This window comes from Marivirga lumbricoides (assembly GCF_014636295.1).
GTDB classification, from domain to species: domain Bacteria; phylum Bacteroidota; class Bacteroidia; order Cytophagales; family Cyclobacteriaceae; genus Marivirga; species Marivirga lumbricoides.
The window spans coordinates 334,842-359,224 of the sequence record NZ_BMEC01000002.1; the positions used below are offsets into that span (position 1 = coordinate 334,842).

The 24,383-nt window shown below is 38.8% G+C and carries 21 protein-coding genes; 4 read left to right on the forward strand and 17 right to left on the reverse strand.

Translation table 11 applies throughout. From position 1 onward, the window contains the following. Position 1 precedes the first annotated feature (1 nt). Both IEV85_RS04120 and IEV85_RS04125 read left to right on the forward strand, forming a co-directional pair. Positions 2 to 1,237 (forward strand): efflux RND transporter periplasmic adaptor subunit, encoded by a 1,236-nt coding sequence (locus IEV85_RS04120; RefSeq protein WP_229712497.1) that lies wholly within the window; start codon positions 2 to 4, stop codon positions 1,235 to 1,237. Further along, on the forward strand, positions 1,230 to 4,343 hold the full coding sequence (locus IEV85_RS04125; protein ID WP_188460531.1) for an efflux RND transporter permease subunit: 3,114 nt from the start codon (positions 1,230 to 1,232) through the stop codon (positions 4,341 to 4,343). The genes IEV85_RS04120 and IEV85_RS04125 overlap by 8 nt, the downstream gene beginning before the upstream one ends. Positions 4,344 to 4,370: 27 nt before the next feature. Here IEV85_RS04125 and IEV85_RS04130 read toward each other — a convergent pair whose 3' ends face one another. The 16 genes from IEV85_RS04130 to IEV85_RS04205 form a co-directional block, all read right to left on the reverse strand. After that, positions 4,371 to 4,934, reverse strand: a complete 564-nt coding sequence (locus IEV85_RS04130; protein WP_188460532.1) for a transposase — start codon at positions 4,932 to 4,934, stop codon at positions 4,371 to 4,373. A 73-nt stretch (positions 4,935 to 5,007) separates the two neighbouring features. Then, entirely contained in the window at positions 5,008 to 5,403 is a 396-nt protein-coding gene (locus tag IEV85_RS04135; protein WP_188460533.1) for a hypothetical protein, read from the reverse strand. Positions 5,404 to 5,753: 350 nt separating this feature from the next. Further along, positions 5,754 to 6,461, reverse strand: a complete 708-nt coding sequence (locus IEV85_RS04140; RefSeq protein ID WP_229712498.1) for a hypothetical protein — start codon at positions 6,459 to 6,461, stop codon at positions 5,754 to 5,756. 51 nt (positions 6,462 to 6,512) lie between these two features. Beyond that, positions 6,513 to 7,070 (reverse strand): hypothetical protein, encoded by a 558-nt coding sequence (locus tag IEV85_RS04145; RefSeq protein WP_188460535.1) that lies wholly within the window; start codon positions 7,068 to 7,070, stop codon positions 6,513 to 6,515. 189 nt (positions 7,071 to 7,259) lie between these two features. Continuing rightward, a complete protein-coding gene (locus IEV85_RS04150; protein WP_188460536.1) occupies positions 7,260 to 9,107 on the reverse strand; it encodes a hypothetical protein in 1,848 nt (615 codons plus the stop codon). A gap of 424 nt (positions 9,108 to 9,531) precedes the next feature. Continuing rightward, positions 9,532 to 9,981, reverse strand: coding sequence for an FEKKY domain-containing protein (locus tag IEV85_RS04155; protein WP_188460537.1), 450 nt, complete (start codon positions 9,979 to 9,981; stop codon positions 9,532 to 9,534). Positions 9,982 to 10,046: 65 nt separating this feature from the next. Then, the gene (locus tag IEV85_RS04160; protein ID WP_188460538.1) at positions 10,047 to 10,610 is read right to left on the reverse strand and encodes an adenylate kinase family protein; all 564 of its coding nucleotides are present in this window, start codon (positions 10,608 to 10,610) and stop codon (positions 10,047 to 10,049) included. Between the two features lie 106 nt (positions 10,611 to 10,716). Continuing rightward, a complete protein-coding gene (locus IEV85_RS04165) occupies positions 10,717 to 12,666 on the reverse strand; it encodes a glycoside hydrolase family 97 catalytic domain-containing protein (RefSeq protein WP_188460539.1) in 1,950 nt (649 codons plus the stop codon). Between the two features lie 150 nt (positions 12,667 to 12,816). Then, the gene (locus IEV85_RS04170; protein WP_229712499.1) at positions 12,817 to 13,419 is read right to left on the reverse strand and encodes a hypothetical protein; all 603 of its coding nucleotides are present in this window, start codon (positions 13,417 to 13,419) and stop codon (positions 12,817 to 12,819) included. 105 nt (positions 13,420 to 13,524) lie between these two features. Then, positions 13,525 to 14,067: a hypothetical protein gene (locus IEV85_RS04175; RefSeq protein WP_188460541.1), complete on the reverse strand. Its 543-nt coding sequence runs from the start codon at positions 14,065 to 14,067 to the stop codon at positions 13,525 to 13,527. Between the two features lie 189 nt (positions 14,068 to 14,256). Beyond that, entirely contained in the window at positions 14,257 to 15,561 is a 1,305-nt protein-coding gene (locus tag IEV85_RS04180) for a Kelch repeat-containing protein (protein WP_188460542.1), read from the reverse strand. 44 nt (positions 15,562 to 15,605) lie between these two features. Next, positions 15,606 to 16,016: a hypothetical protein gene (locus IEV85_RS04185; RefSeq protein ID WP_188460543.1), complete on the reverse strand. Its 411-nt coding sequence runs from the start codon at positions 16,014 to 16,016 to the stop codon at positions 15,606 to 15,608. Positions 16,017 to 16,639: 623 nt separating this feature from the next. Further along, positions 16,640 to 17,896, reverse strand: a complete 1,257-nt coding sequence (locus IEV85_RS04190; protein ID WP_229712500.1) for an MFS transporter — start codon at positions 17,894 to 17,896, stop codon at positions 16,640 to 16,642. Positions 17,897 to 18,569: 673 nt separating this feature from the next. Further along, positions 18,570 to 18,872: a GIY-YIG nuclease family protein gene (locus IEV85_RS04195; protein WP_188460544.1), complete on the reverse strand. Its 303-nt coding sequence runs from the start codon at positions 18,870 to 18,872 to the stop codon at positions 18,570 to 18,572. A gap of 485 nt (positions 18,873 to 19,357) precedes the next feature. Continuing rightward, entirely contained in the window at positions 19,358 to 20,119 is a 762-nt protein-coding gene (locus IEV85_RS04200) for an oxygenase MpaB family protein (protein ID WP_188460545.1), read from the reverse strand. Between the two features lie 27 nt (positions 20,120 to 20,146). Beyond that, entirely contained in the window at positions 20,147 to 20,551 is a 405-nt protein-coding gene (locus IEV85_RS04205; RefSeq protein WP_188460546.1) for a ribosomal maturation YjgA family protein, read from the reverse strand. Positions 20,552 to 20,769: 218 nt separating this feature from the next. On the opposite strand from IEV85_RS04205, the gene IEV85_RS04210 reads away from it, so the two are divergent. After that, complete coding sequence (locus IEV85_RS04210; RefSeq protein WP_188460547.1) at positions 20,770 to 21,972, forward strand: hypothetical protein; 1,203 nt, start codon at positions 20,770 to 20,772, stop codon at positions 21,970 to 21,972. Between the two features lie 23 nt (positions 21,973 to 21,995). Continuing rightward, on the forward strand, positions 21,996 to 23,657 hold the full coding sequence (locus tag IEV85_RS04215) for a hypothetical protein (RefSeq protein ID WP_188460548.1): 1,662 nt from the start codon (positions 21,996 to 21,998) through the stop codon (positions 23,655 to 23,657). 109 nt (positions 23,658 to 23,766) lie between these two features. Here the strand turns inward: IEV85_RS04215 and IEV85_RS04220 are convergent, their stop codons facing one another. Beyond that, the gene (locus IEV85_RS04220) at positions 23,767 to 24,348 is read right to left on the reverse strand and encodes a hypothetical protein (protein ID WP_188460549.1); all 582 of its coding nucleotides are present in this window, start codon (positions 24,346 to 24,348) and stop codon (positions 23,767 to 23,769) included. Between the last annotated feature and the right edge of the window lie 35 nt (positions 24,349 to 24,383).

Consider the following 24,383-nt stretch of genomic DNA (forward strand, 5'->3'; position numbering starts at 1 on the left):
TATGGCAGCGGATAAAGAGGAAAAAAGCATGAGCAAGAAGAAAACCATCATTATATCTGTGATCATTTTAGTGGCTGCCACCGCAGTTACATTGATCATCTTCATGACTGAACCCAGTGCGTCCAAATCAGGCGCTACCAAAGAAACTGCCATGCTGGTTGATATTGAGACTGTACAACGTGGAAACTTCTCACCCATTTTTGAAGCAACAGGAAATGTTCAACCCGCTGAAGATGTGATGCTAAGCCCAAGGGTAAGCGGTGAAATAGTTCGCAGGGCAGATCAATTTACACCAGGAACCACAGTAAAAAAAGGTGAAATGCTTTTACAAATCGATCCCGCTGATTACCGAAACACACTTCAGTTAAGGCAAAGTGAACTGATGCAGGCTCAGTCTGATTTAACTATTGAGCAGGGTCGGCAGGATATTGCCCGGCAGGACTACCAGCTAATAGGTGACACTATGGCAAGTATGGATGAAAGACTTGTTTTGCGTGAACCCCAACTAAATGCAGTAAAAGCCAGCTACAAGGCAGCCCAGGCTTCAGTTAACCAGGCACGCTTAAATTTACAACGAACCACCATCAAAGCCCCGTTTAATGGCCAAATTATTACGAGAAATGTAAACCAGGGGTCTCAGGTGGCTATAGGTGACAACCTCGGCCGAATTGTTTCCACTGATGAATATTGGGTGGTGGTGAGCTTACCGGTTTCTAAACTTCCCTGGCTAAAATTTGCAGCCAATGAAACTTCTAATGGATCCTCAGTAAAAATTCTGGACACCAAAGCATGGAAAAAAGGTAGCTACCGAATCGGTAACCTACGGGAGTTGATAGGTGCTTTGGAAAATCAAACCCGGATGGCTCGGCTTATTGTTTCAGTGTCCGACCCATTGGCACTACAGCCGGAAAATGAAGGAAAGCCTTCCATGCTGATTAATGCTTTTGTGGAAGTTAATATAGAAGCTGAAGAAATTAAAGATGTGGTAAGGCTCAACAGGGATTTTGTGAGGAAGAATGAGACTGTCTGGGTGATGAAAAACAACAAGCTCCGCATTAATGAAGTGGAGATAATGCTACAGGATGCACGCTATGCCTACATTTCATCGGGGCTGAACGATCAGGACAGCGTGGTAACTACCAGCCTGGCCACTGTGGCAAACGATGTGCCATTGCGACTAAAGCAAGAAGAGGATACCGAGAGTGGCAAAATGGAAAACAGGGAGTGTCATGAGTAACTCAACTAAAAATAATGAAATAGAGGAACTGAAAAACAGCAAGGGCCCTATTGCCTACATGGCTAAAAATCCGATTATAGCCAATCTGCTAATGATTCTTTTTATTGCCGGTGGTGGCTATACCATGTACAGCGTGCAAAAGGAAGTGTATCCTCAGTTTCAGCTGGACATAGTGGAAATTTTTGTAGTGTACCCAGGAGCAGCTCCTGCCGAAGTTGAGCAAGGTATTTTACTGCCTGTGGAAGAGGCCGTTCGAGGTATTCAGGGAATAAAAGAAGTAGTCTCCACAGCCGAAGAAGGTTCCGGAACAGTAAGCATTGAATTGGTGGCGGGCACCGATCGGATCAGTGCTTTTCAGGAAATTGACCAGGCCGTGGCACGGATTAGAACTTTCCCCGATGAGATTGAAGAACCCGAAGTGCGGCTACAATCACGCCAGCGCTCTGTGATAGAAATTGGTTTATATGGAGATGAAGATATCTGGACCCTACGTGTATTGGCTGAACAATTGCGCGATCAACTGCTCAACAACGAATCCATCACCCAGGTAGAAATAGGTAATGTACCAGAATTTGTGACGCATGTTGAAATCCCCCGCTATAAGCTTAGGGAGTATAACCTTACTTTAGGCGATGTAGCCAATATTATTCAGCAAAGCAGTGAGGATGTACCTGCAGGAGCAGTAGAAACCAATACAGGTGAAATTTTGCTTCGCATGAAAGAGCGGAAGCAGTGGGCAGATGAATATAGTAAAATAAGGCTTGTTACAGGCTCTTCCGGGGCGGTGGTTACGCTGGGGGATATAGCCGAAATAACAGACGGATTTGAAGAAATTGGTTTCCACGGACAGTTCAACCAGCAAAATTCAGTAGACCTCACTATTTACAGAATCGGTAATCAATCTCCACTGGAAATAGCTGATGCTGTGAAAAATACCATGAATAGCTTCAAAGCTTCCCTTCCACCCAGTGTGAAATGGAGAATTGACAGCAATACAGCTGAAGATTACCAGGAGCGGCTTTCTTTGCTTACTGAAAACGGTATTATCGCCATTTTCATAGTGCTCTTCATCCTCACCCTTTTCCTGGAGTATAAATTAGCTTTTTGGGTAATGCTGGGAATGGCCATTTCTTTTATCGGGGGAATTTTATTTTTACCATTGGTGGACATCAGCATTAACATGATTTCCATGTTTGGCTTCCTGGTGGTGCTGGGCATTGTAGTAGATGATGCCGTGGTAGTGGGTGAAAATATCCACGAATACCGACAACAGGGGATGTCTCCGCTAAAGGCGGCTATTAAAGGAACGCGTGATATCGCCAAGCCGGTAGTGTTTAGTATTCTCACTAACATTATCGCTTTTGTACCATTGCTTTTCATTCCCGGCACTACGGGCAAATTCTGGTGGCCACTTCCGGCAGTAGTGATTATTGTTTTGACTATTTCATTATTTGAAGCTTTGTTTATTCTCCCAAGCCACCTGGGGCATAGCAAAAAGAAGAAGAAGAAAAAGTCTCAATTTGTAGAACGCTTCGAAAACCTGCAGCAAAAGGTAGCGAAATCCTTCGAGGGCTTTGTCAATAAGTACTATAATCCCTTCCTCAAACGCTGCCTTGAATTCCGCTACATCACCCTCAGCATTGCCATTGCACTTTTATTGATAGTGGGAGGCTATGGATTGAGCGATCACATGGGTATAGTATTAATGCCCGAGGTTGCAGCTGATGAAATAGAAGCCGGAGTGAGTCTTCCCGTAAGCACCACGCCTGAGCAGGCAGCTAGAATTGCCCGGCAAATTACGCAATCCAGCTTTGAGATGTTTGATAAGCACAACCTCTACGAAGTGGCGGAAGGCATTAAAACCAATGTGCGGAACCAGAACTTTATTGATGTGGAAATAGTGATGAAGCCACCCACTGAAAGGGACATGACCGCCAATGAAGTCATTGAATTATGGCGTGATGAAATGGGCGAGATTGAAGGCGTTGACCAAATTACTTTTGAAGCAGAACGTGGGCCGGGCGGTTACCAGCAGGATATTAGTGTAGACCTCTCTCACTCAGATATTGATGTGCTGGAAGAAGCCAGCCAGGTATTTCTGAAAAGGGTGCAAAACTATGAAAATACGCGCGATGTAAACGACAACTACGATAAGGGAAAAACGCAGCTGGATTTCCATCTGCTGCCGGAAGGAAGATTGCTCGGCTTAACCTCCACCGATGTCGGCCAACAGGTACGGAATGCTTTTTTTGGTGCGCTGGCCATGAGGCAATTGCGGGGCAACAATGAAGTGGAAATCCGGGTGAAGCTGCCATTGGAAGAAAGGCGTGATTTTTACAATCTGGAAGATTTTGTGGTTCGCACACCGGACAGCACAGAAGTACCTCTCTACGATGTGGTAACTGTGGAAGAGAGGGAAGCCTTCACCTCCATCAACCGCAGAAATGGCCGTAGGGTGGTGACTGTCAGCATGGATGCTGAGCCTGCAAGTGCCGTTACGCAAATATTGGCTTCTTTAAACGATACGGAATTGCCCAAGCTCAAAGCGGATTATCCCGGTATCAGCTGGAGCTTTGAAGGTGGTCAGTCGGACATGCGGGAGTCGACCGCCAGCCTTTCCGGTGGTTTTGCATTGGCTATGTTGCTCATTTATGCTTTGCTGGCTATTGCCTTCAGTAATTATTTACAGCCTATTATCGTGCTTTCTGCCATTCCTTTTGGTGTGGTGGGTGCTGTAATTGGCCACATCATCCTGGGCTATGATCTTTCCCTGGTGAGTCTGATGGGGATTATTGCGCTTTCCGGTGTGGTGGTAAATGATTCGCTGATTATGATAGATTATGCCAATAAACAGCGGAAAGATCAACCTGTGTTTCAGGCAATTCATGAGGCGGGCACCCGAAGATTCCGCCCGATTATGATTACTACGCTCACAACCTTTGGAGGCCTGGCCCCTATCATATTAGAGACCAGTAACCAGGCCAACAATCTGATTCCTATGGCAATATCCCTGGGTTTTGGGATTGTTTTCGCCACCGCCATCATTCTGGTAATCGTGCCTTGTTTGTATATGATTTTGGAGGATGTGGTGCGATTAGGGAAATAAATTGTAGAGACGCAAAATTTTGCGTCTCTACAATTTACAAAACCTATCACCCTGCCAATTTTTTGGGTTGTTTTTAATGTAATCAGATATGCGATGAAATGATTGATCATCACGAATGATATGATCATGATACCGAGCCTGCCATGCAAAATCAGGGTTGATGGATCGTGCACCCATTGTAACGCCTGATTTAAATCCCCTAATTATAGATGCCAAATTTTTCGATTGTGGGCCGAAACGGTTGCCGGTTTGTGGGGTGCGTAGAGACGCAAAATTTTGCGTCTCTATCATTCGTATATCGTTGCGGTCATCGGTAGGTTTATCAATCACGACAATGCCATGAACGTGATTCGGCATAATAATATGGTTTCCCAATTTTACGAATGGAAAATGTTCAGGTATCTGCCACCAGCAATCATTTGCAATCCTACCCACATCATTCAATATCATTTCACCATTTTGGATTTCACCGAAAAAACATTCCCTGTTTTTGGTGCAGATGGTTACAAAATAGGCAGCATTCGAACCATAATCCCAATTCTTTAATCTGGCAGAGGCTATACGGTATTTGTTTTGGAATTTTTGGGACATGGTTTTGGGTTTTTGTAGTACCAATATAAAAAAATGTAGAGGTGCAATGAATCGCGCCTCTACATTTTTTCACCTACCCCAAATAATTCAGCCAAAAGACTGTGCTTAGGTAACTCCATAATCCGGTAAAAACAATGTGCACGAACGTTTCAAAAGGCTTGCCCCTCCACAGCTCCCCGGAGTAGCCAAAGAACTGTATAAAAAGCCGTAGCGACCAAAAAATAGCAAATCCCAGAGAAATAGTCTTACCTAATGGTGTTTCGACCAATTCCGCAGAAGAGCTAAGGCAAAGCAGACCCATCAGAAAAACAACCAGGGCAACAAAGAAGGTGTGCACCGTCATCATTTGCCGATTGATTAAGCTCAGGTTTTTCAGCTCCATTTTCCAGTTGAAGTACCGCGGAAAGATGACATGCACAAAAGCCAACATGATAAGTAGAACGCCAATTACTTTAAAATGAATCTGCATGCTTAATTAACTTCAGAGCTCTTCATATATTCTGCAAAGTTTAAAAACTATATAATGCGGGCTAAAAGCGAGCGGGCTGGTCGACAAAAAATCAAGATCCGTCAGCTGACGGACTTCCTCGCTACAATTCAGCGCACTCCCCGCCTTTTTGTCCTCCCGCCCGCTTTCTCGAGCAAAGTTTCTCAGGTTTTCCAACCTTGGAGTATTTATCAATAGTCCTCCTTTTTAAAGAGATTATGGCTTTCGAGATAAATATTTATTTGAAGTCTGGCTGACCAGAAGCCTAATGAGGGGTCATTTGTTTGTAATGCCTATTATTAGAGCTTACATATATGCAATCCATACTTTTATTAATAATGGTCAAGATATCGTGTTAAAAGTTTCTTATTCTCTATGTCCACTATGCAAATTGGCCCATACCCAATCCCCTCTAAATCAATCCGTTGAAAAAGGAAGCATTCTTTATCCAAGGCTCTTACTGCTACCTTGTCTAGAGGCGCTGCATAATAATCAGACCTGTAAAAGTCAGCTGTATCGAGTTGAACCGCTGTTTCTGTTAAAGCAAAGTCGTAATATCCCCCCTTTTGTTTTACATCTATTATCGCAGCATTCTCTAGTAGTTTTTTAGCTTCTTCCTCTGTCGGAAAAGCTCCAGTATAAGCACCTCTTTGGTAACCGAAAATACCTGTCCAAAACCGGATTGCCGCATTGTTAGCAGGGAATACAAATGGTTCGTAACCTACGAAGAGGCATCCTGAAGATGTTGAAGCTACACGAGTCTCTCTATCTACACCATGAAAAATCGCTGGACCACCAATTCCTTGTAGTGAAGCATTGCCTGCAAAATAGCTGGCAGAACTTGTCAAGAAGCTACAACCTGGAACAAAGAGCCAGGCAGAAAAAATGACATACCATTTTAAATGCGATTTCTTAACAATCAGATAAATTAAAATAGCAACCCATATTATTAATCCCACAGGTGAAAGCAGGAACATCCAAAAGGTCGTCCAGGAAATTATCAATCCTGTAACGGCCCAAAACTTTGCTTTACTTTTCACTTTTTGGTGTGGAATCATAATTGAATTATAATTATCAATGATACAGTAAATTTAATTCTCATTGCTTTCCCATACAGGAAATGATTGAGTAGAATCACTTAGAATCATGTTTGCTAACTGCTTCGATATTTCATCATAATCAAATATGCCTTCCATAATATACCAACCTTCATTAAAAATAATTAAAACTCCATATTTATCTGTAAAATATATCACAGATTCTTCATCAACTGAATTTTCAACATCATAATAATATTTTAAAACCTTATAATCTTTATTGTTTACAGAATAAATCGCAGTATCAATTAAAGGGCAAGGGGCCTCATAAAAATACAAGCTATCTTCATTTTCTAATATCTTAAATTCATAGTATGTGATGTTAGCATCTGGTTTATCATATGGCACATATTGATAGCGCTTTGAATTGTCAAGCTCGGCAACCTTTAGAACGGCAGAATCTATTCCTTTTAATTCACTTCGAGAACCGTAACGTTTAATGAAAACAGTTGAGTTTCCAGCATCTTCAACAGTCTGAATATTTTGATCCTTAGTACCTGATTGGCAACTAAATAAGATTATTATAATGGATAAAATATAGGTTGATTTCATAAACAACAAAGAGAAGCTATACGGTTTTTAATTTCGAATTTTTGGGATGGTTGACGAAAATATTTTCTAATAACGGCCAACTATCATCCGTAAGCTGGACTTTCTAATTATCTATAAAAGTATCTGATCCCACCAGGCTTTGCAAATAGCTCAGTAAGCTTATGGATGATAGTATTTGTTAGGGTCTTTTTAAAAACTCTGCCAAGAATGTTCAAAAAGGATCGGGAAGTGATGCTGAATTTCAGATACCTTTTTATTACGATTAACCTCCAATAAATTCATTATTTGTTCATAATCTCCTTCAAGTTCTTGATAGATATTTTCAATGTTATAATTCCTATCTACCAAGTGATTATATACAGCTAAAGAAAGTAGTTTACCTACGTACCATTCTAGGTTAGACCAGAGATTAGAGTATTCATTAATAAACTTGCCTGAATGAACAATTTGGTTTCTGTGCAAATAAATACGATCAAGTTGATAGGAAATTGATTTAGAAGATCCCTTAATTCTCTCAAGCAAATCCGAACAAGTCCAAATTTTTCCGGAGTAGACGTCATTTAAATGACAGAATTGAGTACATAGTAAATTTGAAGATTCTTTTATTGAATAAAAAGGGTCATTTTCTTTATCAAATGATGTTGTCAGCCAATTTGCCCATGCAACAATATTTGATGGCTTAAATCCAAATTGTGGAGTTCCCAAAGTGGACAACTTGTTTTCATTTGCCTTATTTGTTTCAATTAATCTCACTGCAAGAGACATTATATCCCTGCCTAGTGATCCAATTGAGAGAGACTTAGAAACAAATACCTTAACATTTTCAATATCTGAACTTTTGTTCCTGTATGGAAGTAGGGTTTCTAGTGAAGTCCATAATAATGACAAGGAATTTTCAATTGATTTAGAACCAAGTGCCAGATGATAGAAATATATTGGTTGAAATAGACTTTCTATGTGTGGAATTTCAGAATCCTTGTTAAAGTCAAAGTCATATTCCTTGGATAGTCTCGAAAGAGTTTGTTTTAAGGTGTTGACTCTGAAAGGAGTATTAATTGGATCGATATAAATACTGCTCTTTATATATTTATGTTCACTTGCCTTGCTAAATCTCCATAGAATATTATCAAAAAACTGATTGAAAAATGAAAGTGACATTCTTTCCTTTGATGCTACGAATCTTTTAAGACCTACGTCATAGATTGCTCGAATGAAATTATGAGGATCCATTGCATCAGTCGTAACCTCAAACAGTTCTTCATTTTGTTTTGGCTCAAATCCATCTTGCAGAATTTTAGACTTTACTTTATCAAAATTGATCGGCTTAATTTTAACTTTATCTTCATTCAAATTGTCTTTCATGAATTTGAATTCAAGGCTTTGTAAGGGAACCTTGAAGAGAAATTTATATTCACTGTCTTTGGTGTCAAAGTTTTTAAGAAATTTTTCTATTGCCGAAACCCCACCTTGTCTTGACACATATCGAAAAGCTAAATCACTTATGCTCGTAGCAGAGTATCCTACATAAAGAAGATATGGGATTAGAAGGTCGACTAATGTATTAATTGATTTAGAGTTCCTTACAAATTGTTCTTCGTTCTTGTAATCAATTCCTTTTATTTCATCAGTTAGAAACGAGAAATAGTGTTTAAGCGTCCTTTCATACTTTACACGTGAATTATGTAAGAAGTCTGTAAAATAATTTGAGTGGTCAAGACGCTTTATGTCAAAATCCTTGAAATATTTAACTATGTCTGGAAAGTAGTTTTTTAAAATGAAGTCATTGACAATATTCGATCTGAGATTTTTATCTCTCGCCTCATTTATTAGACTTGTTAATCGACTTTTAAACTTAGGATTAGACTGTACTAACGAAGCGACAAGAATAATTTCAGCGAGTAGTGTATGTCCATTGGTAGTTCTATGTCTATTGGAAATTAGTTCACCTGAATCAACCCGCTGTTTTACTAGTTCTAGGAAGTATTTGGTTAATGAGGTATGCTTGTCATTCCAGTTATCATTTTTTACAGTCCACATATTTTTTGATTTCTACGAATTGACCCTAACATTATATATCTGCACCCGAGGTACACATACTTGCCTTATATTTTTCTCTAACCGACTTCAAACTACTGTAAACGCTTACAAACATTTACTCACAGCTTTCTATCGGTTACTGTATCCAAAGCATTGAACATAAGTTATTCCTTCATCTAATCCAAATATTTCATCGAATAGCACAGCAAAATACCTATAAGTAGGTAGTAGTTTTTAGGTTAAATTTGGAGGGGAAGGTTTTTTGAAAGTTGCTTCTATATGATACAAGAGGGGTACTTTCACTGTTAAAGAGTTTCATATAATATTAATAGGTATCTGAAAAATAAAAATTGACAGAATAAAATATAGATTATAGTCGGCTTTTATTCATATACCTAATTAAGAAGGTATTCTTTGTACGAGGTTAATCTTTCTTTTTCCAATCTTTCAGGCCAACCACATCTTTCCGAATTTCTTTGTACCATCCTTTTCCATACTGTTGTGTTAAATATTCGAAAACCACACTATTGTAAGCCGTTACTAATTCATATTCAGGTCCGGTGCAACCAAATTCGTTGAAGTAAATATCATATTTCCGTTCAAATGCTGCATCTGTAGCTATTATTGTAGGCGAAATTCCTCCAGCTAAAAGAAGAAAAATAGTTCCATTTGCAATATCTTCGTTGGCTAGCTGTTCCGCTTCAGATGAGCTTGTTGCAAATGCTAGTTTAATGGGGCCGCATTTATTCAGTTGCTTTTCTGTTAATTCACAAATTCGACCCCAGCACATTACTTCAGTCACATCAACTTCATTTTGACATACAGCTTGAAAACTTGCTAGCCCTAAGAATATTATTATATAGATTTTAATCATGTAGTTTATCACTCATGGCGCCTCTAGTAGAATAGATGATAATAAGCAATTACTATAGTCATTAACTACAAGCTGGCATTTATTCGTTCCGTAATTTCATCTATCGTCCCGAGCCCATCAAAAGTCAAAACCTTAATTTTCGACTTCATATACTCAATAGCAGGTCTTGTAGATTCCTCAAAGACTTCAATTCTTTTTATATGGATTTGAGGGTCTTTATCATCTTTCCGATCGGAAGTTTCGGCTCTCTTTTTAGCTCTTTTCAACAACTCCAATTTCGGAACATCAATATTCAATACTTTTCCAATTGCCAGTTGTTTCGAAGTTATCAGTTCAATTAAATCATTGACTTGTGGAATAGTCCTGGGATAACCATCTAAAATTATTCCCTCTTTAGCTCTGTTTTCATCAAGTATTTGGCTAAAAAGTTCTTTCATAATTGAATCAGGAACCAAATCCCCTTTTTCTTCATATTTCGACATTATTTTCCCGATTGCCGTTTCATTTTGTTTTTCTAACCGGCATCTATCTCCTGTTGATATATGTTCAAAACTTAGTTGAGTTTTCAAGACTTCGCATTGTGTTCCCTTACCAGAATAAGGTGGTCCTGTTATTATCAATATCTCCATTTTCTTCGTTTATTCAGTTAACTTGTAATAATTGTTATGTTGGGTTACCGATGATGCGGTATAGACTATGCCAACCACACGAATGCTTAGTTATTATGTGCCATTTTTATTTTGAGGTTAGTTTAGCAGCAAATCCACCGTTCTTTACCATTTTTATCAGCATCTTGTCACCCAACTGAATGTTTTTCTTGATGACTTTATAATCCGTAGCATAGCTATCGGCATTAATCCCATCCTTGAACAGGGTCATCGAGAACTCCTTTCCTTTATCCAGAAAAGAGAAATCTATTTCAAAATCCCTATTCTTATCATTGGTGATTCCTCCTATAAACCATTCATTGCCTTTTCTTTTAGCCACAACATAATACTCACCAATTTGGGCACCAAGCACAACTGTTTCATCCCACGTGGTGGGCACATCGGTAATAAATTGCGTGTATTCCTTTTCTTTATAGTAATCTGAAGGGTTATCTGCCAGCATCTGTAATCCGCTTTCAAAAACCACAAATAGTGCCACCTGATGCGCTCGTGTGCCAATACTCATAGGATTATACCAGTTAGCACGCCAATATTTTGGATGGACTGACTTTACTGCTCCGGGGGTATAGTCCATCGGCCCTACTAAATTTCTGGTAAAAGGTAGAATTACACGGTTATTGGGTGTATCATGACCGCCTCCCTTATTTTGTTCCATTCCTGTAACACCTTCAAATGAAATAACATTAGGATAGGTTCTCCTCAATCCCCGTGGGCTTATTGAGCCATGAAAATCAACCAGCAATTCATTTTCAAAAGCTTTTTTGGCAATGCGCTCGTAGTAATTCATCATCCACTGGTCACTTCTGTCCATAAAATCAATTTTTACACCAGCAGCTCCTATTTCTTTTACCTGTTCTATGAAAGCGGGATTATTTTCTACAGCTAACCACGATGCCCATAGAATAATTTTTACATTTTTTTCCTTTGCATATCTCACCAGCTCGTCTAAATCAATGTCCGGGTTGGGTTTGCTGATATCAGAAACGCTTAATGACCAACCTTCATCCATCAGCACATAAGCCAAACCATAATCTGATGCAAAGTCAATATAATATTTATAGGTTTCGGTATTGTACCCGGCTTTAAAATCGACACCATAAATATTACTGGCATGCCACCATTCCCATGAAGTTTGTCCGGGTTTTATCCAATCAAAATTGTCAAATTGCGATGGACTTGATAAAATGTAAACTAAATCATTGGTAGCAATGTCTTTATCTTGTTCTGCAATAGCAAACACCCGCCAGGGGAAACTTCTACTGCCATTTGTTTGAGCGATATAATTAGCTTCTTTAGTTATTTTTAAGCGTCTATCCGACTGTGCTGCTGTTTCCTCCGGGTATTTGGGAAACCAACCTTGTATAGTGTTACCTTCACCACCTTCCAGAAACATGGCAGGATAATCGTGTAAATCAGCTTCTGCAATTAACATCTTAGCTCTTTGTGCATCCAAAAACAACGGAAGTACCGCTAAGTCTTCTTTTGTAAAGTCTTGTATCCAAACGGGTGCGTAAATATGCTCGTAATTACTAAAGGTGCGTTCTGTTTTTGAAAGATATGCTTTATAGTTATCTGCTAACTGGTAGCTGGAAGTTTCATTTAAAACGATGATTTCATCTTGCTTTGTTGTAATAAACCGATAACTCACTCCATCATCAAAAACCCTGAATTCCAACTGATAATCGTTTTGAAAGTGTAAGTTCAATACATTGCTATGATTTCTTAATTCGCTGTTTTTTAAAGGTATAACCGGATAAAGTACCTCTTCAATGGTATGTGTTTTAGATGAAATCAATTTAGGGTTCTCTCCCAATGTCTCATTTAAAAGCGCTAATGAAATAATACCTTTCTCTAATAGAGGCTGCTTCCTATAATTAATACTAAACGCTATTTCTTCTGCCAATTTAACCGTTACAGTTATTTTTCCATTGGGAGATTTTACAGCGATATCTTTAGCCGCTGCTGATTGAAATAATATGAGAGAAAGAGCAAGTCTTACTATTAATAGTTTTTTCATATTCATCGTTTTTTTATTGATGCGTAGCGTTCAGTATAAGCGCAGTGCAGGCTTTCAAAGCGAATCACTTTCCGATTGCACAAGCCTAAGAGCAAGCTAAAGTACTCAATTTTCGCGAAAGAAGAAGCTAGGTGATACTGGCGCTAGTTTCTATAACATTTCTTCCTCTGACCAAACCGTGTCTTGGAAATAGTTATTATTCTCTTCTTTGAAACTTCCAAGAAGCAAGGTCGTATCGGACAAACTTATTGTTAACCATGCACCACTATTGATAGAATATTCAAATTCCACCGAATCTTGAAGTATTTTCCCATGTATTCTACAGGGATAGTGTCCAAACATATAATGCCATTCCGGTCCGCTTATTTGAGATTCCCGGATATTTTTTTTTACTTCCAATTTATTCAAATTCCAGTTGATGCATGTGGTTGTATCAGGATCAGAAGCTGGATATTGATTTAATTTTTGAAGGTTTATTATTTCAAAGTCACAGTTAAAGTCAAATATTGTAGTCTGTTTCCTGGTTATTGGTTGAAGTAAAATTGTGTCTATCGAGTTATTTTGAAAAGTTATCTTTTCTGGTTCATATCCTTCTTTATTAAAATACATAGTAATTTCATCACATGTTCCCGCTATTCCATCAACCTCATAGTCTTCATTTTTTCCCGTCATAGTTTTCCTGTTAAAAGGATTATCCAAATCAGTTGTATCTGTTTTTCCTATTGCTACATCTTGAATAGGCTTTTTAGTCACTTTGTCTAATACAATGCCAGATAAATGGTATTGACAATCGCAGGCGGTCAAAGTCAAGAATAGAATAAATATTATTTGAAATTTTTGTTTCACGAATCCAATACCTTAACAAGTCTGATGAAAATAAGCATATTCGTTCCCATCCCAATAAATTTGGCCTCCACCCACTTCTGATTTTTCAATTTGTAATGACGGATTTTCTAGAATAAGCTCTCCCTTTTCTCCTGTCCCCGTATTTTCTCCAAGTCCCGCTTCATTGACTTTCTCAACATTAACCTTCCAAAGGTCAATATAGCTCATGTCATCAGAGACTCCGTTTTTAACTTTAGTCCCTGCCCCCAGAATATGTACTTCATTGCTCTTTCTGTGGATTATTGCAAATCCAACTTTTCCCGTTTTGATTTCCATAATTGGAACAGCAATATCTAGTTTTCCATCCCCATTAAAATCAGCTTGCAGATTAAGGGGATTGAGCCTGTTATCAATTTTGTAGCCCTGATTTAAAATTAGTCCATTCAATATATTGTTTTCAAAAAGCCATTGAGGTAGACTACTTTTAATATAATTTTCACCCTGATCATCTTGCCCAAATCCATAGTTTGATATCAGAAATAATGATATTGCAAAAATCAGTGTTAAATGTTTCATCGTCTTTTATATTTTTTGTCTCCGATAGCTTATAAAGTAGTTTTCTAAGCTTTATTGAGCATAAGCTACAACGCTCAAATAAAAAGAGTATGCACTCTCCTGCTGCAAAGAGCACTGAAGTTTTTGATTCGCAATTCTTACAAAAAAGGCTATTATCACCAAATTCATTTTAGAAAATGTTGTAACCTTTTAATTAGGTATAAACTCCCAAAAGTCCTGATATCGATTAGTATCATTATTGTAGGATCTATTTTCACCTAAACCCATAAATGCTCTTCCTTCAATAACAAATGAAACGCCACCGCTTCTTCCCAGAAAATTTATATCGTTATTTTCATCTACAAAAACAGGGTATGTTTGTGGAATCCATACTCCTTCATCAGGCTTATACTCGTAGAAGTCAAATTGACTTTTTACATCAATGCCAGGAGCAAGTACAAATTCACCATATCCCAAGCCAATAAAAACTCTATCACTGATTTGAAAACATATCATCTCTTGTCTGTCGCATCCATATCCTCGATCATTAACCAGCTTTCCCCAATAGCTAAAAGACTGCTCATCGGTATTGTATTTTACAATACCCAGGTCATCATTTCCACTAATATCGCCTCCGACAATAAATCCAGAACTACCTAAAGAAAATCCGGAAGCATAGGCTCTATTAAATACATGTTGCTTTGAAGGGTAACTCCATTTCATCGTCTCAAAATCAAATTCAATTAAGAGTTGATTCAGTCTTCTTTCTCCACCAGCAAAATACACCTTCTCTCCAACAACAAAGGAAGCCATGCCATCGCAGCCCCAAACCCTTGAAGATTTATTAGTGTTAGCATGCTCTATTAATTCCCATTCATCTAGTTCTGCTTGATAATGCCACAAGTCTGTACAAAATACATAGGCTTCCCCTCCTTTCACGAAACTTGTAGGAGCCGGAGCGTAAAAGGGCGCATCATTTTTTCTCTCCCAAGTATCAGTAGAAGGAATGTATTCCCACACTTGACTTTCCTTCACAATATATCCTTTGCCATTAATTGAAAAACCAGTGGCATTTACCAAGGGGTCTCCTGGAAAATCCTTTAATTTTTTCCAAGTGCCTGGCTTTGTAGTAAATGATATTTCATTTGCATAGTACACTTGATTATTCATCTGAATGAAGGCCTTTACATAATAAGTTGTATTTCCGATTAAATTCTTGACGAAGGAAGAAAAGGCATAGTTAGGCTTCTTAACACCTATTCTTATTATTTCGGAATTAGGGTTATCGAGAGAATTATCTGGAGAAGTGGACCATACAAAACCATGATCTTCAATTAAGTCAATAATTTGATTTTCTTGCACTTCATCAATTTCAGCATTGAAGTAGGTATAACTCAGTGGTGGAGCTTCCAATTGAGACGTTTCAAAAATAGGTACTACTTCTGGATTCTTCTCATCACAAGAAAAGAGCAGCAGTAAGGAAGCTAGCCAACCTATAAGTATTTTATTTTTCATTCGTATTTATTATATACTTTGCTATGTACAGGCTTTTTTTATTTTTACTTTCTCCACCATTGGGTTAGTTCTTCATTTTTTAATTTGTCCACCTTTGGACAAAGGTAGAGCCCTAAATCTATAGGCTGGTTTTCCTTGTAGGATTGAATGAAAAGTCTTGCAAACCCGCCAATCTCTGCGTAATCGTCAATTGGTATATAAGAGGAAAGAGGATTTAGAAAGCAAGCACATTTTTCGGTTGATTGAATTAAATTCATCAAAGTATCAATGTCATTTCTTTTGACCCAGTCGTTGGAAAATTTGTCGATCATTGTAAGTACTCTAAATAATGTATCTCCGTGTTCCCCATCTCTAATTCTAACTTCTTCTATGAAAGAAAGCGGGGTATAATCCTCTGGCTCTGGCCAATTGTACTTTTTCTGTTTGATTTGTTCGGTTGTAGTCTCTGTAGACATGTCCTCACCAATCCCTTGATTGTTCGAGGTTGATAGACATGAGACTAATAAAGTGAGCATCGGAATTACAATATTTTTAACTGCTCTTATCAACGTGATCGGTTTCTTTTCAGCTTGTGCACAACATTCGGTGATAACATAAAAGTTTTCATTATATCTTTTATAGTTTTAACCGACAACAAATAAATGTAATTACTTACAAACATTTACAATCAGCTTGCTTTCGGTTACTACATTTAAAGTATCGAACATAGTTTCTTCTTTCTTTAAATCCTAACTATTCATCGATAGCACAGCAAAATATCTATAAGTAGGTAGTATTTTTTGGGAAAATGAGGGAAAGGGTTGAAAGAGGGATTTATCTAATGAATACCCCCTGCCCCCTTTGAAAAAAAGGGGGAGTGATCAGTTTCAATAAATTTCCAACATAGGTTAGCCATTTTTGCCGTGAGCTTAAACCCGTTCCGAATCTCTTTCAGAGATCCGCCCTTCTCTTTTCTCAAGAGAAGGGAATATTGAAAATCATCTATAAAATTCTATTCTCGTAATGTCATTCTTTACACAATAAATCTCCTTAAAAAAAAGCAGGCTCATTCGACTGGGTGAGCTCTGTAAAGGTATCACTACTCCAACACCTCCACGTTTTTGGGCACCTGGGTTACTACCACTAAAACACCTAGTGCAGCCATCACTGCCCCGGCAATAAAAGGAACAACATAGCCAAACCTTACTGCATAGCCTGAAACAAACGATCCCAAAGAAATACCCAGTCCGAAGGCCATGGTTACCACCGACAGCTGGGAGCCGGTGCGTCCCTCTTCTGCTAAGTCGCCAGCCAGTGCCAGGGCAGGTGCAAAAACCATTGCTGCGCAAATACCCTGCATAGCACGTGCTGTTATCAATTGCCAGGGTTCAGTCACTAATCCTTCTGAAAAAACGATAGGCACCAGTCCTATTAAGCCAATAACGATAAATATCCTTCTTCCAAACCGGTCGCTTGCTTTCCCAATGATAGGCTGACTAATAGCCAGGGCGGCTATCAACGCACTAAACTCCAGAGAAAACTTAAAGGCGCCTTGAGATAATCTTTGGTTGGTTTCTGCCTCAATAGGCGCCAGCAGTGAAAACCCAAAACTCATTACCAAAGTGGCAAGTGCTAGTGCAAAAATAGGATCTAAAAGCTTTCCTTCTTCTTTAGCCTTCACACGAATCTTCATTTTTCTTTTGCTGGGCTTTGTTTCTTCAGGGTCAGTTACCAGGAAGGCTACCAGTAAAGCACTCACTAAAGCTGCCAATGAGGCCAAACAGAATGAGGCGACAAATCCGTCAATCTCACCAAATAAAGGTATATGATAAGGTCCGTTTTCAACAAGAACGCCACTGGCTAGAGGGCCAATTCCAAAGCCAATTAACCGGAAGGTGTTGTATATGCCCATGTTGTTACCTCTGGTCTTATTTGTACTTACTTCACTTACCAGTGCCAGGCTGGCTGTAATGGTAAAAGCAGCGGCCAGCCCTTGCGCAGTGCGAATGACCATGAGTAAGGTGTAGCTGTGAGCCAAAGAATAGGAAAAATTGGCTAAGGTAAAAATAACCAGGCCGAGTAATACAAACAGCTTCCGCTTGCCTAATTTATCAGACAACCCGCCTGTGAAAGGCTGAGAAACACTGGTGATTAAACCGAAAAGACCCAGCAAAAGACCAGTCACCAGAGTTTCAGTCAATCCGAAAAAGTCACCACTCACACTTTTGCTTGCAATGTATAAGGGTAGTACTACAATCAGAAAAGAATTGCCCATGGCATCAGCCATTCTTGCAATACCTAACACTACTACCCTTTTGTCTGTCCCGAATATTTTTGTGATTTTACTTTTCTCCAATCTTAGATTTTTTCTACTGCAGTGAATGAGATGACATTTTCTTTGCAGCAGAGTTGACAATATTTCCTATAGTTTAACTTATAAGAGGAGAGATGGTTTTCATTTTTACCAATAGGTTTTATAATCGCGGTAATCCCCCCAGCCCCCTTTGAAGGAAAGGGGGAGTGTTTTATTAAGTTAAACGAATCTGGTTGCAATGAATGCCAAAGGGCTGCCAGGCCAGAGTTTTATGAGGCACGAGGAAAATATCAGGAATCTTTTAAACGATGCGAAAGCATTGTTAACTATGCTAGAAGATTAAAGATATTCAAACCTGTGGTTTAAATCAACAGATTCCCTTCTGCAAGGGAATAGCCTGCCCCGCAATTAAAGCAGGAAAGTGCTAATGCTATTGTGCATTTAACTTAAAAAAAGTAAGTTCTTTTCACATGCTAGTCAAGCAGCCATTAACACTCGAAATCTCAACCATCTTCGTCATTCCAGAATTTTGCGAGGCACGAGTAAAATATCAGGAATCTTTTCAACAATGCGAAAGCTTTGTTATCAAAAACTAGCAGACTGGTGGTATTCAAACCTGCGGTTTAAATCAACAGATTCCCTTCTGCAAGGGAATAGCCTGTCCCGCAATTTAAGCGGGAACGTTCTAATAACACTTTATGTTTACATCATACTTCTACTTCATTTCGGCAACTTCATCATACAAGTCTTTGAAAAGCGGATTTTGCTCACGGATTAAATCTATCTTCCACTGACGATTCCACTTCTTTAATACCTTCTCTCTTTCAATCGCTTCTTCAATGGACTCAAAAAACTCATAATAAATCAGATCAGAGCAATGATACTTTTTAGTAAACTCCGAACCCTCCTCAAACTTATGTTGGTAGCTCCTTTCAGCTAAATTGGAAGTTATACCAATATAGAGTGTACTTCTTGTTACGTTACTTACTATATAAACATATCCACCTTTTGCTCCCATAGGCCTTCAATATAATAGCTTTAAAGAACGTTGGAAATATCAAAACCTTAATATATTTAGAAAAATAATCAAAGAAAAACCAAACGCAAAATCTGTCCCGGAACAGTCATTCCCGAAGGTTTCGAAGAGTAGCGAAGAAAGCTATCGGGAATCTTTTAAACGATGCGAAAGCATTGTTAACTATGCTAGAAGATAAGAGTTATTTAAACCTGCGGTTTAAATCAACAGATTCCCTTCTGCAAGGGAATGACGTTCTAATTCTATTTTTCATTACGAGTATCATTTAATATCCTATAATTTCAGATTACACTTTTGATAGCATCCAACAACAATACTTTCAGATACCGTCATTCCCGAAGGTTTCGAAGTGCAGCGGAGAAAGCTATCGGGAATCTTTTAAACGATGCGAAAGCATTGTTATTTGATATTAGAGATGATTTCACGATTAATGATCAGCATAAGTCACGCAGGAATGACATTACTCCTCAAGCATCCAGGGCTTCAATTTCCTTTTTGTACTTAGGGGGAAGGATAGCTGCTCTTAACACTGCATCAGCTTTCACTAGCCTACTTAATTTATACATACCCACCACTGGTTGCAAAAGAGAAAACTTGCGGAAACCGAGCAAATAATTTACCCTCTCAGGCACTACTAATGTTTGTGCTTCCAGCAATATACTGTACCGAATTATACCCACGTGCTTTCTGTATTGCCTGAATAAATCAGCAGTATACTTACTGTAGTGTAAATTCTCTTTCAAGTGTTCATGGCGCATCTGCTGCCATGCTTCAAAGTTAGTAGGCAAGCCTTTTAATCCCATTCTCTCCCCTACCCTGTTGAATACACGAAATACTTCATTTTTCTCCCCACTATTCATCTTCCTCTCCAATACCTCAAATGCCCTGATGGAATAATCAATGAGCATAAAAAGTACATCTCTATAGGCCCAGTCAGGAATGGAAGCACCTCGATTTGCCTCCACTTTGGCGTGTATGGCAGACATAACATCAATGGTTTTCAAAGCTGCCTGCTTCTCAGAAAAAACGATTGACCGGGCATACGTAACAGTGGAAAATAACCTTCCCATCGGGTCAGCCGGAAGCCTTCCCGTAAAATATAGCCAATCTACTGCTTTATTCAGTGCAAACTCTGCTGAGGCACCTGCAAATATGAATAATATGATATCACTCTTTCCCCAGATCTTCCGGACTATAGAGTTTTGATCAACAAAATATTCAGTACTCATATATCTTTATCAAATTTTACAGACTTTTTAAACAGGGGCATTCGCTGTAGTGAAGGACAGTTTTTTCCCTAATCCGTACTTTTCCACCAACAGCAAAATAACAATTCCTGCTGTATATGCTACTAAATCAATCCAGGCAAAAGAAGTTCCAATGACTATTCTGGCAATGCGTGAATCCCCCAGCCCCAGCAGTTCTACAATTTTGAAAAACTGCAGCATTTCTATGGTAAAGGAAAGAGCAAGTACAAATAAAGCAACTGGCAAAACAGCAAGATCCAGGAATGACTTGATAAAGGTATAGATGAGAATCACCACCAACACATCGCCCAGGTAAGGTCGCACAAAATTATCATGGACATAAAGTGCTATGAGTACTTCAGTAATAAATAGAATGACAGTTAAAAGAAAGTAGTATTTGTTGAATTTTAGCATGATATTTTAATTAAGAATACAAATTTATAAAAAGTACTTTGTATTTCAAAGTTAATTTATTTTTCTATTCTTTTGATTAATTAGTAAAATTTAAAATAGGATTTAACATTTAATTTTATTCAAAGAACCTTTAACCTGCTCATATCCAAAGCATAATAATATGCATGAATGTAAATTAGAAAAATAGTATTAAATTCATCTCAGCTATTTTCTCTATCATGGAAACACTTAATTTAAAGAAGGAATTTGTTCAACCAACAGCCATCAGCAAAAGGGCTGTTACTATCCCATTGTACCTATATGCCACTGTGCTTGCCTCCATTAGCATTATGGTGGGTTTAGTCTGGGATATTAGCTGGCATACCAGTATTGGCAGGGATGGTCTTCTTTCTCCCCCGCACATTGCCATCTATTTTGGAGGTATTTTAGCAGGCATATTTTCAGGTATCAAGGTGCTGAAAATTTCTTTTTTCGGCTCGAAACAGGAAAAAGAGGAAAGCAATAAGTTTTGGGGAATTTTCTATGGATCTCTGGGTGCCTTATTCTGCATTTGGGGTGCCATAGCTATGCTTACCTCTGCTCCTTTTGATGATTGGTGGCATAATACCTACGGATTGGATGTGACAATTTTATCCCCTCCACACACTGTTTTGCTTTTAGGCATGATTACTATACAATTCGGAGCAATGATTACTGTGCTGGCAGTAAAGAATAGGATGAAAGTAAAAAACATTCAGGATGAGGGACTGAAGAAGGAATTATCTCTTCATTTTGCGCTTGCCTCAGGGTTTGTGCTTACTATGCTATTTACTATTGCATCTCAATACCTGAACAGGCACGATATGCATAGCAGTACATTCTACATTGTATCCAGTTTGTTATTTCCGCTGTTATTAGTGGCTGCTTCCCGCTCAGCACCAAACCGATGGGGAGCTACCTTTGCCGCTTTGGTTTATACCATCTTCCTGATACTGATGGTGTGGATTCTTCCTTTATTTGAGGCAGAGCCGCTTTTAGGTCCGGTTTTAAATCCTATTACGCATTTTCAGGCTTTCGAATTTCCTCTTTTAATCATCTTTCCAGCCATCGGGATAGATCTTATTACTCAAAAATTAGGACACAAAAATTCATGGTTATTATCACTTTTCTATGCCGTTGTTTTCCTGACTGTCTTTCTTGCTTTTCAATGGCCTTTTGGTAATTTTTTAATGTCTGACGCTGCACGAAATTGGATATTTGGCACCGAAAGCTGGTATTTCGGGTCTGATCCCACCTGGGAATTCCGCTATGCCTATGCGGATTGGATGGTTACCTCTGGCTTAGAATTAGTAAAAGGTCTTTCAATCGCATTAGGAGTTGGATTTTTAGTTTCCCGACTGTCTATCAGGTGGGGCAAATGGATGCAAAATATCATGCGGTAATTCTTAACGTGCTACTCAATAACATGAAAAAAATATTATTCAATTTCGCAATTATCTTATTTGCTATACTCTTCCAAGGGCATATTGGCAGCCCGGGAATTACATTGGAAGGTGAAGCAGGTCCCTATTCACTTACTGTAGTCGTTAACTCACCGGATGTAATACCCGGCACCGCCACCGTTGATGTTTATGTGACTGATAATACCATTCAAGAAGTAAAACTTAAACCTGTTTACTGGTTTGCAGGTGCTGAGGGTACACCCCGGGCAGACAAAGCCTTACCTGTACCCGGTGAAACCGGCCACTATAAGGGCGAGATTTGGCTCATGAGCCCCGGTAGTGCAAGCCTGGAAATTGAGGTAAACGGAGATAAAGGAGATGGTAAAATTCTACTGCCAGTAATGGCCGTTTCCACTGCTAAGAAAACAATGGAAGCTTCTTTAGGCTGGTCATTAGCTAGCTTAGGTTTATTTCTGGTAATTCTGATGATTACCATTATAGGTTTAAGCAGTGGCGATACTTTGCTGAAACCCGGTCAGCCCACTTCAGGGAAAATAAAAAGGAAAAGATGGCTTGGGGCTACCATAGGATTTGCTGTTCTAGCTTTATTATTATGGGGTGGCAGTACCTGGTGGAACAGTTGGGAAAAAGATTACCAGCGATTTATGTACAAACCATTTACTGCTACTTCCTCCGTTTATGAAAAAGACAATAAACAGGTTTTACAGTTTTTGGTCGATTCTACCCAACTGGAGTCGCTTTATCTTACCCGAAGCTTAAATTATTTGATTCCGGATCATGGAAAAATCATGCACATGTTTCTGGTAAGAGCAGGCCAATTGGATGTTTTTGCACATCTGCATCCTCAAAGATTAGATTCTGCTCATTTTGAAACCATTATCCCACCTCTGCCGGCAGGAGAATATTATGTTTTTACGGATGTTTCCCGGCTTAGTGGATTTTCCGAAACCATTGCTGATACATTGATGATTGCTGAGCCTCCATCTTCTCTCACTCAAAATTGGAACGATTCCCTGTTAATGGATACTGATGATACTTATTACATAACAGATCCTATTATAAGCAGTACTGAGCAAGCACTAATGCCAGGTGGCGATATAGTAGTTTGTGGTAGTCCCGGAAAGAGAACTGTATTGCCTGATGGATCATTTGTAACCCTGGAACTCCCTAAAGAGGGTAAGTTTACTAAAGATAACTTATACCATCTTACCCTGGCTGTGCAGGATGAAACTGGAAAGCCTGCTACTTTAGATCCATATTTGGGAATGATGGGGCATGCTGTAGTATTTAAAGAAGATGGAGGCGTTTATATCCATCTTCACCCTGTCGGTTCTTATTCTATGGCTTCACAAGAAACCATGGAGGCCCGGTTAAGCAGCGGAAGTGGCCAGATAAATTGGGATTCACTATTAAAACCCATTGACTTTCGGGATAGTGTTGACCGTGCAATTGCCTCTTTAAATGCGTTGCCGGCTGCTCAACGCGATAGCATTTTGTTGGTAGGAATGGACCACCCTAGTATTGATGACCCTGACCATCCAGATCATGCGGTAGTCCGGTTTCCTTATACTTTTCCGACTGAAGGTAAGTATAGAATCTACGTACAAATGAAGCGAAATGGAAGAATATTGAATGGTGCCTTCGATGTAGATGTAGAAGGCTAAGCTTAAATGATTAGATGAAAATGAGTAAATCTAGTATGATGAAATTAAAGTTCTTCTTTGCATTGGGATACACCTGCACATTAAAAACATAGACTTTTAGATCTGACCCTCAAAGTCCAAAAGAGAACCCAAGTTCAAAAATGATACCTCCCGGAGCTAATATCCTCAGCACTTCCTCTGAGATAGGTGACAAATTAGTGCCATCATTCACTACCCAAGGACTACTTTTAAAAGGAATAGAATACCCAACTTTCATGTTGAAGATAGTGTATTTCCCAATCCACCAATTATAACCAGTTTTTAAATTAATGGCACCAACACTTTCAAATAGCATATTAACTTCTCTTGTAGATCCACTGTTATCTTCAAGCTCTAAATCTATTTCAGGAATCCCTGATGAATGAATATAGTTTATGCCAAAGGTCAAGCCATTATTGTAAGACTGGTCATAACGAAGCCCAATAGAACTTCTAAAACCCCAGGTACTTAAACCAAGACCTGCCTGAGCAAACAACTTATTATCGATTATGTAATTTGCTGAAATTCCTGCCAGTCCGGTATAACTATTCATACCAGTTCCAATGCCTAAATAAAATTTTGGTCTCTCTTCAGGATCAAAATAATTACCAGTTTGAGCATTTAATTCTAAAGAAACCAAGATAACGCCTAAAATAATTGCTATTTTTTTCATTGTTATAGACCCCGGAATATATGGTTAATTATTCA